The organism is Candidatus Poriferisocius sp. (assembly GCF_965219775.1).
Lineage (GTDB): Bacteria > Actinomycetota > Acidimicrobiia > Acidimicrobiales > Bin134 > Poriferisocius.
In genome coordinates this window covers 2,445,846-2,459,983 of the sequence record NZ_OZ244793.1, presented here as the reverse complement: position 1 = coordinate 2,459,983, position 14,138 = coordinate 2,445,846, and the positions used below count along the sequence as shown (strand labels likewise).

Below are 14,138 nucleotides of genomic sequence, written 5' to 3'. Positions count from 1 at the left end.
CACCGGGAGGTGTCTGAGTACCTGGTGGGCTCCCCCGCCTTCAAAGCGGGTGGGACGGGCGATCCCCGTCCGGCGGGTTCGATTCCCGTCCACCTCCGCTGACTGCGAAGGCGTTGCCAGTCAGACGGCCAACGGTTTCTGTGGCTCTTGCGCCGGGGACCGACGACGTTCAGACGGCCAACAAGTCGCGGGCGCCGGTGTCGCTGCTGGGGTGACGCAGCTTGGACATGGCCCGGGCTTCGATTTGGCGGATGCGCTCGCGGGTGAGGTTGAAGTGCTCGCCCACCTCTTCGAGGGTGCGGGGCTCGCCGCGGTCGAGTCCGAAACGGAGCTTGAGGATTTCCCGCTCCCGCTCGTCGAGCGGGCCCAACAGGCGGGTGATCTCCTCGGGCAACAGGGCGGTGGCGGCCACCTCGAACGGGGACTCGGCCGAACGATCCTCCACCACGTCGCCCAGCTCGGCGTCACCGTCCTCCCGCAGCGGTTCGCTCAGCGACAGCGGCTCGGCGGCAAAGCGGAGGGCCTCGGTCACCTTGTCCTCGGAGAGATCCACCTCGACGGCCAGCTCGGCCAGGGTGGCCGGTCGACCCAGCTTCTTCTCCAGGTTGGCCCGAGCCTTCTGCAGGCGGGCCAAGGTGTCCCCGGCATGCACCGGCAACCGGATGGTACGCCCGGTGTTGGCGATGCCCCGGGTGATGGCCTGGCGAATCCACCAGGTGGCGTAGGTGGAGAACTTGAAGCCCTTGCGCCAGTCGAACTTCTCCACCGCGTGCATCAGCCCCAGGTTGCCCTCCTGGATCAAGTCCAACAGGGGCAGGCCCGACGCCTGGTACTTCTTGGCGATGGACACCACCAACCGCAGGTTGGACTGCACGAAGCGGCGCTCGGCTTCCTCGCCGATGTTCTTCTGGCGGCGCAGGATCCGGCGGCGAGCGGGGGACAGACGATCGGGGCTGCCGACCTCGGCGGCCTTGTCCTGCTCGAGGAGTTCCTTGGCCTCCTTGCCCTCTTCGATCTTCTGGGCCAGCTCGACCTCGTCGTCCTTGGTGAGCAGCACGTACTGGCCGATGTCGGTCAGGTAGAGGCGGACCAGATCCTCGTCGTCGCGCTCAACACGCTCTTTGGGCATGCCTTACCCTCCCAATTACCGTGGATCACCGGTCCTGCTGTCGAACCGGTCGACGCTGACCGGGCAAAGACACGGACAATTGCTCTTTGGTAACGATACCCGTTTCATTGCCGAAGGGTCACCAGCGGAGGCCATCTTTTTTCGCGACGGTCGTCGATGAGCGCTTCCGCCAGGGTGGCCAGCTCATCCTGGGACGAGAGCGGGGGGAGCGTCCATGCCCCGGCGGCCTCCGATTGCTCCTCGGCCACATCGGCCAACACCCACCCGGCGATGCGGATGGCGTTGCCGTCGCTGACCGACGACCACTGCCGGCGCACGTGCTCCAGCACCCGGACCAGCTCGGGAACCGCCACCAAGTGCAGTCCGTTGACGGCCTCGACCGGGGCGGCCTCCTCCAGGTGGTCCATCAGATCGGCCCAGGGGCTGCTGGGCGGATTGATTCGATCCTCGGCCTTCAGGGCCGGTGAATCGGGCAGGGCGGCCCGCCACCACTGGGCGTGTTGCCCATGGCGACGACTGGATCGAGCCAACAACACCCGAACCCGGGCATCCAGCGGCGCGACACGGGGGGAGTTGTGGCGGGCATCCGGCGGCGGGGCATCGGGGGAGTCGGCAGCCAGGCGGCCTTGGAGGGCGAACAGCCGCTCGGAAATCCAGGCCAGGCCCCCACAGGCGTCGGCCAGTTGCTCAATTTCCATCGTCAGACACCCCATGCAGAGGAACGGGCTGCGGCCTTCTTCACCATCAGGAACCGGGTTGGTATCGGTTGGTGATGGGCAGCCGGCGATCACGCCCGAAGGCCTTGGCGGTGATGCGCACGCCCGGGGGATTCTGACGGCGCTTGTACTCGGCCCGGTCCACCAACCCGGTGATGCGGCGCACCAACTCGGGGTCGTAGCCCTGCTCGCACAGTTCGCCGGGGGTGAGGTCGTCCTCCACGTAGGCCTCCAGCAGCGGGTCCAGCACCTCGTAGGGGGGCAAGCTCTGATCGTCGCGTTGGTCGGGACGCAGCTCGGCCGACGGCGGCTTGACCAGCACGTGTTCGGGGATGAGGTCGTGCCCGGCGCGCTGGTTGCAGTGTCGGGCCAGGGCGTACACCTGGAGCTTCCACAGATCCTTGATCACGGCAAAGGCACCGGCGGTGTCGCCGTAGAGGGTGGAGTATCCCACCGCGCTCTCGCTCTTGTTGCCGGTGGTCAAGATGAGCCAGCCGAACTTGTTGGACAACGCCATCAGCAGGGTGCCCCGAATGCGGGACTGCACGTTCTCCTCGGCCAGATCAGGGGCCAAACCGTCGAACGACGGGGCCAGCATGTCGAGAAACGCCTGGTGGCCGGGCTCCACCGGGATGATCCGGTGGTCGATGCCCAGATTGCGGCACAAGGCCTCGGCGTCGGCCACCGAATGGTCGCTGGAGTACCGGGAGGGCATCAGCACGCCGTACACATGGTCGGCCCCCAAGGCCTCGGTGGCGATCGCCGCCACCAGCGAGGAGTCGATGCCCCCCGACAGGCCGATGCCCACATCGGCAAAGCCGTTCTTCCTCACATAGTCGCGGGTGGCCAGCACCAGGGCTTGGTACTGCTCCTCCAACTCCCCCAGGCCGGGAACCACCGGGTTGGCGATGGGCCCGTTGGGCGGCGGGGCCACCAGACCCGGCCGGTCGGCCACCTCCACCTCGGCGATCAGCAGGTGCTCCCGGAAGGAGTGCGCCTGGGCGAGGATGCTCCCGTCGGCGCCCATCACCAGCGACGCCCCGTCGAACACCAACTCATCCTGGCCACCCACCAGGTTCACGTAGACGATGGGGCACCCGGTCTCGGCCGTTCGCCGGCGCAGCACCTCCCGGCGTTGGCCGTGCTTGCCCCCGTGGTAGGGCGAGGCGTTGAGATTGACGATGACCTCGGCCCCGGCGGCGGCCAGGCGGCGCATCGGACCGTCGGCCACCCAGGCGTCCTCGCACACCGACACTCCCACCGCCACGCCCGCCACGTCGAACGGGCGGGGGTCACCGGTGCCGGGGCGGAAGTAGCGGCGTTCGTCGAACACCCCGTAGTTGGGCAACTCCCGTTTGTGGCCGATGCCCAGCAAGTGGCCGTCAGCCGCCACCCCGGCGGCGTTGCGGCAGCCGTTGTCGTCGTCGACGAAGCCGACCACCGCGGCACACGATCCGGTGTGGGCGGCGATGCGCTCCATGGCCCGGCGGCTGTCCTTCACGAAGCGGCGCTTCAGGAGGAGGTCTTCGGGCGGATACCCGGTGACGGCCAACTCCGGGAACACCGCCACGTGGCAGTGGGCCTGCTGAGCCTCGCTCAGAACAGCCAGAATCCGCGCCGAGTTGCCGTCGATGTCGCCCACGACCGCGTTGGTTTGGCACAAGGCCACCCGAAGTTTGGCCACAACCCCAGGCTAATGGTGTGCGCCCGGCGCCAATTGACCGGACCGAATTGCCCAGACGGATTCGCCTAGACGGAGTAGTACAGCTCGTACTCCTGGGGATGGGGACGCAAGCCGACGGCGTCCACCTCTTCCTGCTTGACCTCCACGTAGGACTCGATCAGCGAGGTGTTGAACACGTCGCCGGCCAGCAAGAACTCGTGATCGTCCTCCAGGGCCCGCAGGGCCTCGCTCAGCGAACCGGGCACGGTGTCGATGCCGGCCGCCTCCTCAGGGGGCAGGTCGTAGATGTTCTTGTCCAACGGGTCACCCGGGTCCATCTGATTCATGATCCCGTCCAGGCCGGCCATCAACATGGCCGAGAAGGCCAGGTAGGGGTTGGCGCTGGGGTCGGGGCACCGGAACTCGAGGCGCTTGGCCTTGGGATTGTCCGAGAGCAACGGGATGCGGATGGCCGCCGACCGGTTCCGCTGGGAGTAGGCCAGGTTCACCGGGGCTTCGTAACCGGGCACCAGGCGCTTGTAAGAGTTGGTGGTGGGAGCGGCGAAGGCCAGGATGGCCGGGGCGTGGGCCAGCAGGCCACCGATGTACCAGAGGGCCAGATCGGACAGACCGGCATACCCCCGCTCGTCGTACATCAACGTCTCGCCCCCCTGCCACAACGACATGTGGGTGTGCATCCCCGAGCCGTTGTCGCCGAAGATGGGCTTGGGCATGAACGTCACCGTGCGCCCGTGCTGGCGAGCCACGTTCTTCACCACGTACTTGTAGAGCAGCACCTTGTCGGCCATCGACAGCATCTCGTCGAACACCATGTCGATCTCGGCCTGACCGGCGGTGCCCACCTCGTGGTGCTGCACCTCGATGGGGATGCCCACCGACTCCAGGGCGACCACCATGTCCGAGCGCAGATCCTGGAACGTGTCCATCGGGGAGAGGGGAAAGTAGCCGCCCTTGTAGGGAATGCGGTGGCCGGGGCTGGGCGCGCCGGTGACCGAGGGGCGTCCGCTCTCGAAAATGCCCTCGGCCGAGCGGATCTGATAGCCGGCCACGTCGGGCTGGTTCTGGAAGGCCACGCTGTCGAAGATGAAGAACTCGGCCTCAGGACCGAAGAAGGCGGCATCGGCCACCCCGGTGCTGGCCATGTAGGCCAGGGAACGACGAACCACCCCCCGGGGATCCTTGCCGTACATCTCACCGGTGACCGGGTCCTTCACGTCGCACAGCAACACCAGTGTCTTGCGCTGGGTGAACGGATCGAACACCGCGGTGCTCGGATCGGGGATGAGCAACATGTCGGAGGCGTCGATGGTCTGGAACCCGCTCACCGAAGAGCCGTCGAAACCGAGACCCTCCTCAAAGACCGATTCGGTCAGTTCTCGGATGGGAAGCGAAAAGTGGTGCTGCACGCCGGGAACATCGGTGAAGCGCATGTCCACGAATTCCGCACCTTCGGACGCCGCCAGGGCAATGACTTCTTGGGGAGTTGACACAGTGAGTTCCTCCTTCTCTCGCGCCCGTATGCTCCCACAGGCGCGGTGGCAAGGCAGTATATTGCTCTCGCTTCGTTTCCGTGGATTTTCGCGATTGTGAACGGTTTGTGAATGCCGGCCATCGGCTGGCGCACGTCAGCGACCGCGAGGCACGCTGTTGACGACTATGGACGGGTACGCCCACTCGATGAAGCCACGCTGAGCATCGGCCATGGAACGACAAAAGGACTACGTGCTGCGGACGGTGGAGGAGCGCGGGGTGCGGCTCATCCGCCTCTGGTTCACCGATGTGCTGGGTCAACTCAAGTCGGTGGCCATCTCCCCGGCGGAGCTGGCCGACGCCTTCGAGGAGGGGTTGCAGTTCGACGGGTCCGCCATCGACGGGTTCTCCCGGGTGCAGGAGAGCGATGTGCTGGCCGTGCCCGACGCGGCCACCTTCGAGCTTTTGCCCTGGGCCGATCCCACCGAGCCCTCGGGCCGGGTGTTCTGCGACATCCGCAACCCCGACGGCACGCCCTTCGCCGGCGACCCTCGGTGGGTGTTGCGACGCACTCTGGCCAAGGCCGCCGACATGGGCTACACCTTCTACACGGCCCCCGAAGTGGAGTTCTTCTACTTCCACAACGGCGACCCGGAACAAGCCCCACAGCCGTTGGACAACGCCTCCTACTTCGACCTGACCACCGCCGACGTGGCCAGCCCCTTGCGCAAGCACACCATCACCATGCTGGAGGCCATGGGCATCCCGGTGGAGTACTCCTTCCACGAGGACAGCCCCAGCCAACACGAGATCGACCTGCGCTACACCGAGGCGCTGGAAATGGCCGACAACGTCATGACGCTGCGGCTGGTGGTCCGCAAGCTGGCTCTGGACCGCAGTGTCCACGCCACCTTCATGCCCAAGCCCCTGAACGACGCCCAAGGTTCGGGCATGCACACCCACCTGTCGCTGTTCCGCAATGACGTCAACGCATTTCGCGACGCCGGGGACACCTACGGGCTGTCGGCGACGGCCAGGTCTTTCATGGCCGGCCTTCTGCGTCACGCCCGGGAGATCACCGCGGTGACCAATCAACTGGTCAACAGCTACAAGCGGCTGGTGACCGGCGACGAGGCCCCCACCTTCGTGTCCTGGGCCCGCAACAATCGCTCCGCGCTGGTCCGGGTGCCGGTGGTCAAGCCGGGCAAGGAGACGGCCACCCGGTTGGAGTATCGGGCACTGGACTCGGCCGCCAACCCCTACCTGGCCTTCTCGGCGGTGTTGGCCGCCGGACTCAAGGGCGTGCAGGAGGGCTACGAGTTGCCCCCCGAGGCCGACACCGACCTCTACACCATCACCCGAGGTCAAGGACGGGCCCGGGGCTTCGAGGAACTGCCCATGTCACTGTGGGAGGCCCTGGACGTGCTGGAAGAGTCGCCCTTGATGGCCGAGGTGTTGGGTGAGCACCTCCACGAGTGGTTCCTGCGCAACAAGCGGGCCGAGTTCTCCGAGTACCGCCGGGAGGTCACCCCCTTCGAGCTGCGTCGCTACCTGAACACCTGGTGACCCGGTGAACGAGTCACTGTTGGTGTATCCCGATCCCCCACCGCCCGAGCTGGTACGCACGCTCGACCTGGGGGGCTACACCTGGAAGGCCGTTTCCCGACCCCAGGAGGTGGACGGCCAGTGGCTGGGAGCGGTGGTGGCCGTGGACAACCGTCCCGAGGATGCCTTCGGCTTCTGTCGGGCCCTGCACCGCCAGGGCGGCGACGTTCCGGTGCTGTTGTTGGTGTCGGGGGCTCACCTGGACGAGCTGGAAATGCGCGACGACCTCTACGCCGATTTCTGCCTCACGCCCTTCCACCAGCGGGAACTGGAAGCCCGGTTGGCTCACCTGGTGTGGCGGTCGGGCACGGTGCTGCGTCATGAACTCATCGAGTACGGGCCGCTGCTGGTCAACACCGAGACCTACCAGGCCTCCATTGCCGGCAGACCGCTGGACCTCACCTTCATGGAGTACGAACTGCTGAAGTTCCTGGCCGCCTCGCCGGGGAAGGTGTTCACCCGCGAGACCCTGCTCAGCCGGGTGTGGGGCTACGACTATTTCGGCGGGGCCCGTACGGTGGACGTCCACGTGCGCCGGCTGCGGGCCAAACTGGGCGAGGAGCACGCCGGGCTCATCACCACCGTCCGGTCGGTGGGTTACCGCTTCGGACTGTCCCGCTGGGAGCGGTAGACCGTCAGTCCCGGTGGGCCCAGAGCTCGATCTCCACCAGGGCACCGAGCGGGAGGGCGGCCACCCCCACCGCGGAACGAGCCGGGCGGTGGCCGCCGAAGGTCTCGACGTAGGCCTCGTTCATGGCCCCGAAATCATCCATGTGGACCAGGAACACGGTGGCCTTCACCACGTCGGCCAAGGTGGCTCCTTCAGTGGCCAGCACCGCCTCGGCGTTAGCCATCGCCTGACGGAATTGCGCTATCACCCCGCCGGGGACCAGCGCCCCGTCGGCAATCCCGATCTGACCGGAGCAGATGAGAAATCCCCCGGCGCGAACGATGGGGGCGTACGGACCAACCGGCGTGCTCATACGATGGGATCATAGAAGGGGGACCATGAAGGACCACGACCAACACCACCCGGAGATCGATGAGCTGATCGCCTCGTCGCCATGGCCCGACGACGCCCGCGCCCTCATCGGTGACCTGGGCATCACCGACGACCGCCGGGCCCGGGCCGCCGCCGTTTTGGCCGGTGCCTCCCGGAGCATGACCAAGGCGGTGCGTCGCGACCCCAGCCTCCTGGACGTGGTGGACTCCCCCGCCGACTTCGCCGCCGAGAAGACCACGCTGGTGGCCCCCGACGACGATGATGCCCTCGACGGCCTGCGCCGATGGAAGCGCCGCCAACTCCTGCGCATCGCCCTGCGGGACCTGTTGGGCGAAGCCGACCTGGCCACCGTGGGCCGGGAACTCTCGGTGCTGGCCGACGCCTGCTTGGCCCGGGCCTTGGCCATCGCCGACGACGGTCCGCCCCTGGCCGTCATCGGCATGGGCAAGCTCGGGGGCGGCGAGCTGAACTACGCCAGCGACGTGGACATCGTGTTCGTCCACGAGGGCGACTCCGCGGCCGCCGCCCGTCGGGCCCGCCGGGTGCTGGAGATCCTCACCGCGTTCACCGCCGAGGGGGCGGTGTACCGGGTGGACATCGAGCTGCGACCCGAGGGCGGCGCCGGAGCCCTCAGCCGCACCCCCGAAGCCTTCGGCAGCTACTTCGACCGCTGGGCGGTGCCCTGGGAGCGCCAGGCCTACATCAAGACGCGACTGTCGGCCGGTGAACAACAACTGGCCAACGCCTTCTTCGACGCCATCAACCCCGGCGTGTGGGGAGAGAACCTGGAGGCCGACACCGTGCCCCACCTGCGAGCCCTGAAGCTGCGAGTGGAGGAGTCGGCCAAGCTGAAGGGCGACCGGGAGATCAAGAAGGGGCCGGGAGGGCTCCGCGACATCGAGTTCACCGTGCAACTCCTGCAGTTGGTCCATGGACGCAACGATTCCTCCATCCGCTCGCCCAACACCCTCACCGCCCTGCGCCAGCTCAGTTGGGGTGAGTACATCGACCAGGCCGACGCCATCCACTTCACCACCGCCTACATCCACCTCCGTACGGTGGAACACCGACTGCAGCTCCGTGACGAACGCCAGACCCATGAGCTGCCCACCGGCGACGACGACCGCCAGTGGGTGGCCCGGGCCACCGGTTTCGACTCGCTGGAGGCGTTCCAGGCCTCCCACGACCGTCACCTGGCCTCGGTGCGGGAGATCCACCAGCGGATCTTCTACCGCCAGACGCTCGACCGGATGCACGAGACCGGACTGGTGGGCGAGCTGCTCCCCGATCACCTCGGCCAGCTCGGCTTTGCCGACCCCGAGCGGGCGGCGGCCACCATCGAACGCCTCACCGACAACCTCGGTCGTCGGGCCAACGTGATGCAGCAGGTGCTGGTGATCATGGTGGAGGCGCTGGCCACCACGCCCGACCCCGACCTGGGGCTGGTGCGTCTGGCCTGGCTGCTGGACGGCGCCTTCCGCACCGGGGCCATCCTGCCGGTGATGCGGGATTCCCCCATCGCCATCAGCGACATCGCCCGTCTGCTGGGTTCCAGTCGGGTGGCCGCCGGGTGGATGCGGCATCACCCCGAGTTCGCCCGTTCGCTGATGGACCCCGAGGAGCTGGCCGGAGCCCGATCGGCCGAGGAGCTGGCCGCCGAGGCCGGCGAGGCGGTGGAATCCAACCGGGACGACCGTGACGTGCAGATGGCCGAACTGCGCCGGTTCGTGCGGCGCGAGCAGCTCCGGGTGGCGTCCCGGGACATCCTGGGCATGGCCTCGATCATCGAGATCCCCGAGGAGTTGACCAACATCGCCGACGCGGCCGTGGCCGCCGCGGTGGGCTCGTTGGCTCCCGAGGTGCCCTTTGCGGTGATCGGCCTGGGGCGTTACGGCGGCTTCGACCTCTCCTACGCCTCCGACCTGGACGTGATCTTCGTGTACGAGGGTGCCACCGCCGATGAGGCCCGGGCCGCCAATCGCACGGCCCGCGGCCTGCTCCGGGAGATCGGCGCTCAGACCGCGGAGGGCCGAGCCTGGGAGATCGACGCCCGCCTGCGCCCCGAGGGCGAGAACGGTCAACTGGCCCGCTCGCTGGAGGGCTACCAGCGGTACTACGCCGAGCGGGGCCAACTCTGGGAGCGCCAGGCGCTGCTCAAGCGGCGGTTCGTGGCCGGGGACCCCGACGTGGGTCGGCGATTCCTGGAGCTGGCCGACCAGTGGTGTTACCAACCTGATTTCGGCGCCACCGACGTGGAGGAGATTCGGGCCATGAAGCGCCGGATCGAAGCCGAGCGGTTGGGCACCGGGGGAAAGGCCCGCGACGTGAAGCTGGGTGCGGGCGGCCTGAGCGACATCGAGTTCACCGTGCAGCTCCTCCAACTGCAACACGGGTTCGGCCGCACCGCCGTCCAGGACAATCGCACCCTGGGGGCCCTGGCCGGGCTGGCCGAGCACCAGTTGCTGGATATCGGCGACCGGGCCACCCTGGACGTGGGCTACCGCTTCTGCCAGCGGTTCCGCAACGCCCGGTATCACTTGTCCGGTCTGTCCTCCGACGTCTTCCCCGACGACGACCACGAGGAGCTGCTGTTGGCCCGACGACTCGGGTATCCCACCAACAGGGACCTGGAGGCTGACTACCGGGACATCAGCCAGGCCGTGCGGGAGGTGACCGACCGGCTGTTCTACGACCTTCCCGACAACGCCTCGAGCTGATCGATGGGGCCGGTGGGCCACTGGGGGCAGTGCCCGGCCGCCCGCCAGGTGGCCGCGGCCACCGCGGCGAACACTGCATCGGACCCGTTCACCGGCGGCCCATCGGACGGCTGGATGGCCACGGTCACCGGGGGCATCCGGGAGGCGGGTACCACGCCGAACGACCGGATGGTCAGATCGCCGATCTCGCCGTCGAGATCGACCGAGAGCGCTTCGGAGGTCACCCAGCCGTAGGCCATGTGGGCGGCGCCGATGCAGTAGGACCGCACCACGATGTCGTCGAGCGGGTCACCGCACCACACCTGAACGCCCAGACCGTCCGGTCCCCACCGGGCCACCGCCGAGCCCCCGCCGGGCGCGGTCACCGGCTGCGTGTCGTCGCCCAGCGCGCTCAGGGCCACCACGGCCTCCACCCAACCGGCCCCCCGGATCGACACCGAGGTCGGAGGGCCGGCCACATCCACCTCCTGGACGACGAGGCCGGGGGCCACTCGGCCGATGGCCTCGGCCACCCCGGGTGTGCGGGCCACCCGGATCACGCCGTGGCCGTCGGCAGCGATGCCGATGGCCACCGGCGGCCGTTTGGGACCATGGCGCACAACGTCCTCGCGGGACCACAACACCCGCACTGTTCGACCGTGCTCATCGGCCAGCCGTCGGGCCACGCCGGGCAAGGGCGAGGTGACCTTGGCGCCGAACGCCCCTCCGTTGGCCAGCGGGCCGGCAGGCTCGCCACCGGGTACGCACCACGAGGCGTCGGTCTCCAGGTAGGCCGGTTCCACCCACGAGGTGCGTAGCCGCACCGCCCACTCCCCCTCGGGAAACTCCAGCGGCGGGGCGGCGGCCACCGGCGTGCGTCGGCCCTGCACCCGCCCGGCGGCGGCCCGAGCCTCACTGACCGTTTCTCCCACCGCCCAGCCGCCGCGCCCGTCGGACAGCGCCACCAGGGCCCCCTCGGGGGCGGTGTCGTCGGCAAAGCCGCCTCGGCCCAACGCCACCGCGGAACCCACCGCTTGGGGCGCGCCCCCTTCGATCTCGGCCCGCCGGGCGGCCGCCCCCCAGTCCCGGGGGGGACCAGGCCGGCCAAGGCAATCAGCGGCCTCCACGATGGTTTGCCAACCGGTGCAGCGGCACAGGTGCGCGGCCAGGGCCGAGCCCACCGGGGACCGGGCCCGGTCAGCGGTCGACCGTTCCGACACGGCGGCCAGGCGCATGATGATGCCCGGCGTGCAGAAGCCGCACTGGCTGGCCCCGGAGGCGGTAAAGGCATCCCCCCAGGCGGTGCGAACGGGCTCCGGCAATCCGGCCAGAGTGGTGATCGCCCGGCCCGCAACCCGCCGAGCGGGGGTGACACACGACACCCGGGGCTTTTTGTCCACCCACACGGTGCAGCAGCCGCATTGGCCCTGAGGACTGCACCCGTCTTTGACCGAACGGATGCCCAGCCGGTCGCGCAGCACCTCCATCAGCGAGGCGCCGTCGTCGGGAACGGTCACGGCCCGACCATCCACGGTGAACGACAAACTCGCGTCCGGGGACAAATCGGAGGTTGATTCCAAACGGGCGGCCTCCGGTGGAGGCGGGGCGGTGCCCGAAGGGGCGGGGTCGGCGTTCAGCTAAAGCTCTGGCCGCAGCCGCACGTGCGCTCGGCGTTGGGGTTGGTGATGGAGAATCCGGCGTCGGTCAGGCCGTCCTTGTAGTCGAGCACCGCGCCCTCCAGCAGGGCGGCGCTCGAGGAGTCCACCACCACCTTCACTTCGCCGAAGGCGACCTGGCGGTCCTCGGTGCCGACGTCGGCGTCGAAGTACATCTCGTAGCTGAAGCCGGAACATCCGCCGGGCCGCACCGCCACCCGCAGGGCCAACTCCTCGTCGTCAGCCTGCTCCTGGCGCACCAGATCCCCTACTTTACTGGTGGCCGCATCAGTCAGTGTGATCACGGAACTCTCCCTGCTCGTGTGATAGCCGGATGAAACCGCCCTCAGTCTAACGGCAGGACACCCCAGCCCACACACCCGAACCCGCCGCCCCCCGCCGCCCCGTAGTGACCCCCGCCCCCAGGCGGTAGCATCTTGACTTGTGACCAATGAGACGGCCCCGGCCCGACCTTCGACGGCCGACGGGGAATCGGCCTCGGCCCGACCCACCACAGACGATGTGATGGGGGTGCTTCGCGGGGTGATCGACCCCGAACTGGGCACCGACATCGTGGAGTTGGGCATGGCCCGGGGCGCGGTGGTGAACGACGACGGACTGGTGGAGGTGACCGTGGCCCTCACCACCTCCGGCTGTCCTCTGCGGGCCCAGATTCAGCGGGAGGTCCGCAGCCGGGTGGGAGGGCTGCCCGGCGTGGAGAAGGTGAAGATCCACTGGAGCGAACTGACCCAGGAGGAGAAGACGGCCGCCATGGCCAAGGCCCGTTTCAACGTGGCCCAGAACGCGCCCGACACCGCGGTACCGGCCACCACCAAGGTGGTCATGGTGGCGTCGGGCAAGGGGGGCGTGGGCAAGTCCACGGTGACGGTCAATCTGGCCGCCGAGTTGGCCCGGCGGGGGATGCGGGTGGGGGTGATGGACGCCGACATCTGGGGGTATTCGGTGCCCCGGATGCTGGGCGTGGAGGGCCGCCTGGCCGGCGCCGAGGACGAGAAGAAGATCGTTCCCATGGAGAAAGCGGTGGGCGACGGCACCCTGGAAGTGGTGTCGATGGGGTTCCTGGTGGATCGGGAGGAGACCGCCTTGATGTGGCGGGGGCTCATCCTGAATCGGGCGGTCCAGCACTTTCTGGAGGACGTGCGCTGGGGCCAGGTGGACTACCTGTTGATCGATATGCCACCGGGCACCGGCGACGTCCAGATGGGCATTGCCAAGATGCTGCCCCAGGCCGAAATGGTGGTGGTGACCACCCCGGCCCGCAGCGCCCAGAAGGTGGCCGCCCGGGTGGCCTCCATGGGGCGGTCCAACTACCTCCGCATCGCCGGGGTGATCGAGAACATGAGCGCCTTTGTCGCCCCCGACGGGGAGGTTTACGAGGTGTTCGGCCAGGGTGGTGGCCAGGAGTTGGCCGACGACCTGGGGGTGCCGCTGCTGGGCCAGGTGCCCATCGACGGTTCGGTGGCCACCGGCAGCGACGAGGGGGCCCCCGTGGTCTTGGACCTCACCACCGGGCCGGCCGCCGATGCCTTCCGAGCCATCACCGACCGGCTGGTGGAGGAGGTTCCGCCGGTGGACATGGCCGGTTGCACCGCCCGGATTTTCGAGGCCGCCGAGGAGGCCCTGGCCAAGCTGGACCTGGCCGCCTCCTAGTGGTGTGGGGCGCCGGTGTGTTGAAGACCTCCGAGCAATAGGACGCCATCATGTTGGTGTGGCTGGTGCTGTTGTTCATCGCGGTACCGCTGGTGGAGCTGTACGTCATCGTGGAGACCGCCCGGAGCCTGGGCACCCTGGAGACGATCGGCTTGTTGATCGTGGTCAGCGTGGTCGGGGCCTGGATGGTGAAGGCGCAGGGGCTGGCGGTGCTCTGGCGGGTCCGATCCAGGCTGCAGGGCGGTCAGATGCCGGGGCGGGAGCTGGTGGACGGCGCCCTGGTGCTACTGGCCGGGGCGCTGATGCTCACCCCCGGCTTCGTGACCGACGGAGTGGGCCTGCTGTTGCTGTTTCCCCCGGCGAGAATGGTCATCCGCCCCATCCTCATCCGCCGGTTCCGCCATCGGGTGCGCTATATCGGCTCCGACCCGTCCTCACCGGGGACCATTCACGACACCGATCTGGCCGACGAGGAATGACCGGTCGGCCCTGAGGGCCGTACGCTGGGC

The 14,138-nt window shown here is 68.4% G+C and carries 12 protein-coding genes and 1 tRNA gene; 6 read left to right on the top strand and 7 right to left on the bottom strand.

All coding sequences use genetic code 11. The features are described from left to right. Nucleotides 1-5 precede the first annotated feature (5 nt). A tRNA-Sec gene (locus tag ACOQPQ_RS11095) sits at nt 6-99 on the top strand. Nucleotides 100-169: 70 nt separating this feature from the next. On the opposite strand, the gene ACOQPQ_RS11090 is transcribed toward ACOQPQ_RS11095, so the two are convergent. From ACOQPQ_RS11090 to glnA (ACOQPQ_RS11075), 4 genes are all read right to left on the bottom strand, one after another. Next, nucleotides 170-1,129, bottom strand: a complete 960-nt coding sequence (locus ACOQPQ_RS11090; protein WP_420639492.1) for a sigma-70 family RNA polymerase sigma factor — start codon at nt 1,127-1,129, stop codon at nt 170-172. Between the two features lie 104 nt (nt 1,130-1,233). Beyond that, a complete protein-coding gene (locus ACOQPQ_RS11085) occupies nt 1,234-1,827 on the bottom strand; it encodes a hypothetical protein (RefSeq protein ID WP_420639491.1) in 594 nt (197 codons plus the stop codon). A 46-nt stretch (nt 1,828-1,873) separates the two neighbouring features. Next, nucleotides 1,874-3,529: an NAD+ synthase gene (locus tag ACOQPQ_RS11080; RefSeq protein WP_420639490.1), complete on the bottom strand. Its 1,656-nt coding sequence runs from the start codon at nt 3,527-3,529 to the stop codon at nt 1,874-1,876. A 65-nt stretch (nt 3,530-3,594) separates the two neighbouring features. Next, nucleotides 3,595-5,019, bottom strand: a complete 1,425-nt coding sequence (glnA, locus tag ACOQPQ_RS11075) for a type I glutamate--ammonia ligase (RefSeq protein ID WP_420639489.1) — start codon at nt 5,017-5,019, stop codon at nt 3,595-3,597. Between the two features lie 211 nt (nt 5,020-5,230). On the opposite strand from glnA (ACOQPQ_RS11075), the gene glnA (ACOQPQ_RS11070) reads away from it, so the two are divergent. Then, nucleotides 5,231-6,565: a type I glutamate--ammonia ligase gene (glnA, locus tag ACOQPQ_RS11070; protein WP_420639488.1), complete on the top strand. Its 1,335-nt coding sequence runs from the start codon at nt 5,231-5,233 to the stop codon at nt 6,563-6,565. 4 nt (nt 6,566-6,569) lie between these two features. Next, the gene (locus ACOQPQ_RS11065) at nt 6,570-7,235 is read left to right on the top strand and encodes a response regulator transcription factor (protein ID WP_420639487.1); all 666 of its coding nucleotides are present in this window, start codon (nt 6,570-6,572) and stop codon (nt 7,233-7,235) included. Between the two features lie 4 nt (nt 7,236-7,239). Here the strand turns inward: ACOQPQ_RS11065 and ACOQPQ_RS11060 are convergent, their stop codons facing one another. Continuing rightward, the gene (locus ACOQPQ_RS11060; RefSeq protein WP_420639486.1) at nt 7,240-7,587 is read right to left on the bottom strand and encodes a RidA family protein; all 348 of its coding nucleotides are present in this window, start codon (nt 7,585-7,587) and stop codon (nt 7,240-7,242) included. A 25-nt stretch (nt 7,588-7,612) separates the two neighbouring features. Here ACOQPQ_RS11060 and ACOQPQ_RS11055 point away from each other — a divergent pair, with 25 nt between their 5' ends. Further along, the gene (locus tag ACOQPQ_RS11055) at nt 7,613-10,324 is read left to right on the top strand and encodes a bifunctional [glutamine synthetase] adenylyltransferase/[glutamine synthetase]-adenylyl-L-tyrosine phosphorylase (RefSeq protein WP_420639485.1); all 2,712 of its coding nucleotides are present in this window, start codon (nt 7,613-7,615) and stop codon (nt 10,322-10,324) included. On the opposite strand, the gene ACOQPQ_RS11050 is transcribed toward ACOQPQ_RS11055, so the two are convergent. Next, the gene (locus tag ACOQPQ_RS11050; RefSeq protein WP_420639484.1) at nt 10,294-11,820 is read right to left on the bottom strand and encodes a 2Fe-2S iron-sulfur cluster-binding protein; all 1,527 of its coding nucleotides are present in this window, start codon (nt 11,818-11,820) and stop codon (nt 10,294-10,296) included. The genes ACOQPQ_RS11055 and ACOQPQ_RS11050 overlap by 31 nt on opposite strands. Nucleotides 11,821-11,936: 116 nt before the next feature. Then, entirely contained in the window at nt 11,937-12,263 is a 327-nt protein-coding gene (locus tag ACOQPQ_RS11045) for a HesB/IscA family protein (protein WP_420639483.1), read from the bottom strand. A gap of 139 nt (nt 12,264-12,402) precedes the next feature. Here ACOQPQ_RS11045 and ACOQPQ_RS11040 point away from each other — a divergent pair, with 139 nt between their 5' ends. Then, nucleotides 12,403-13,629: an Mrp/NBP35 family ATP-binding protein gene (locus tag ACOQPQ_RS11040; protein ID WP_420639482.1), complete on the top strand. Its 1,227-nt coding sequence runs from the start codon at nt 12,403-12,405 to the stop codon at nt 13,627-13,629. A 50-nt stretch (nt 13,630-13,679) separates the two neighbouring features. Next, the gene (locus ACOQPQ_RS11035) at nt 13,680-14,108 is read left to right on the top strand and encodes an FxsA family protein (protein WP_420639481.1); all 429 of its coding nucleotides are present in this window, start codon (nt 13,680-13,682) and stop codon (nt 14,106-14,108) included. Nucleotides 14,109-14,138 lie beyond the last annotated feature (30 nt).

Excerpts from the sequence above, each read along its gene's own strand:
- ACOQPQ_RS11090 (WP_420639492.1), bottom strand. The coding sequence starts at position 1,129 with ATGCCCAAAGAGCGTGTTGAGCGCGACGACGAGGATCTGGTCCGCCTC.
- ACOQPQ_RS11085 (WP_420639491.1), bottom strand. The coding sequence starts at position 1,827 with ATGGAAATTGAGCAACTGGCCGACGCCTGTGGGGGCCTGGCCTGGATT.
- glnA (WP_420639488.1), top strand. The coding sequence starts at position 5,231 with ATGGAACGACAAAAGGACTACGTGCTGCGGACGGTGGAGGAGCGCGGG.
- ACOQPQ_RS11060 (WP_420639486.1), bottom strand. The coding sequence starts at position 7,587 with ATGAGCACGCCGGTTGGTCCGTACGCCCCCATCGTTCGCGCCGGGGGA.
- ACOQPQ_RS11055 (WP_420639485.1), top strand. The coding sequence starts at position 7,613 with ATGAAGGACCACGACCAACACCACCCGGAGATCGATGAGCTGATCGCC.
- ACOQPQ_RS11035 (WP_420639481.1), top strand. The coding sequence starts at position 13,680 with ATGTTGGTGTGGCTGGTGCTGTTGTTCATCGCGGTACCGCTGGTGGAG.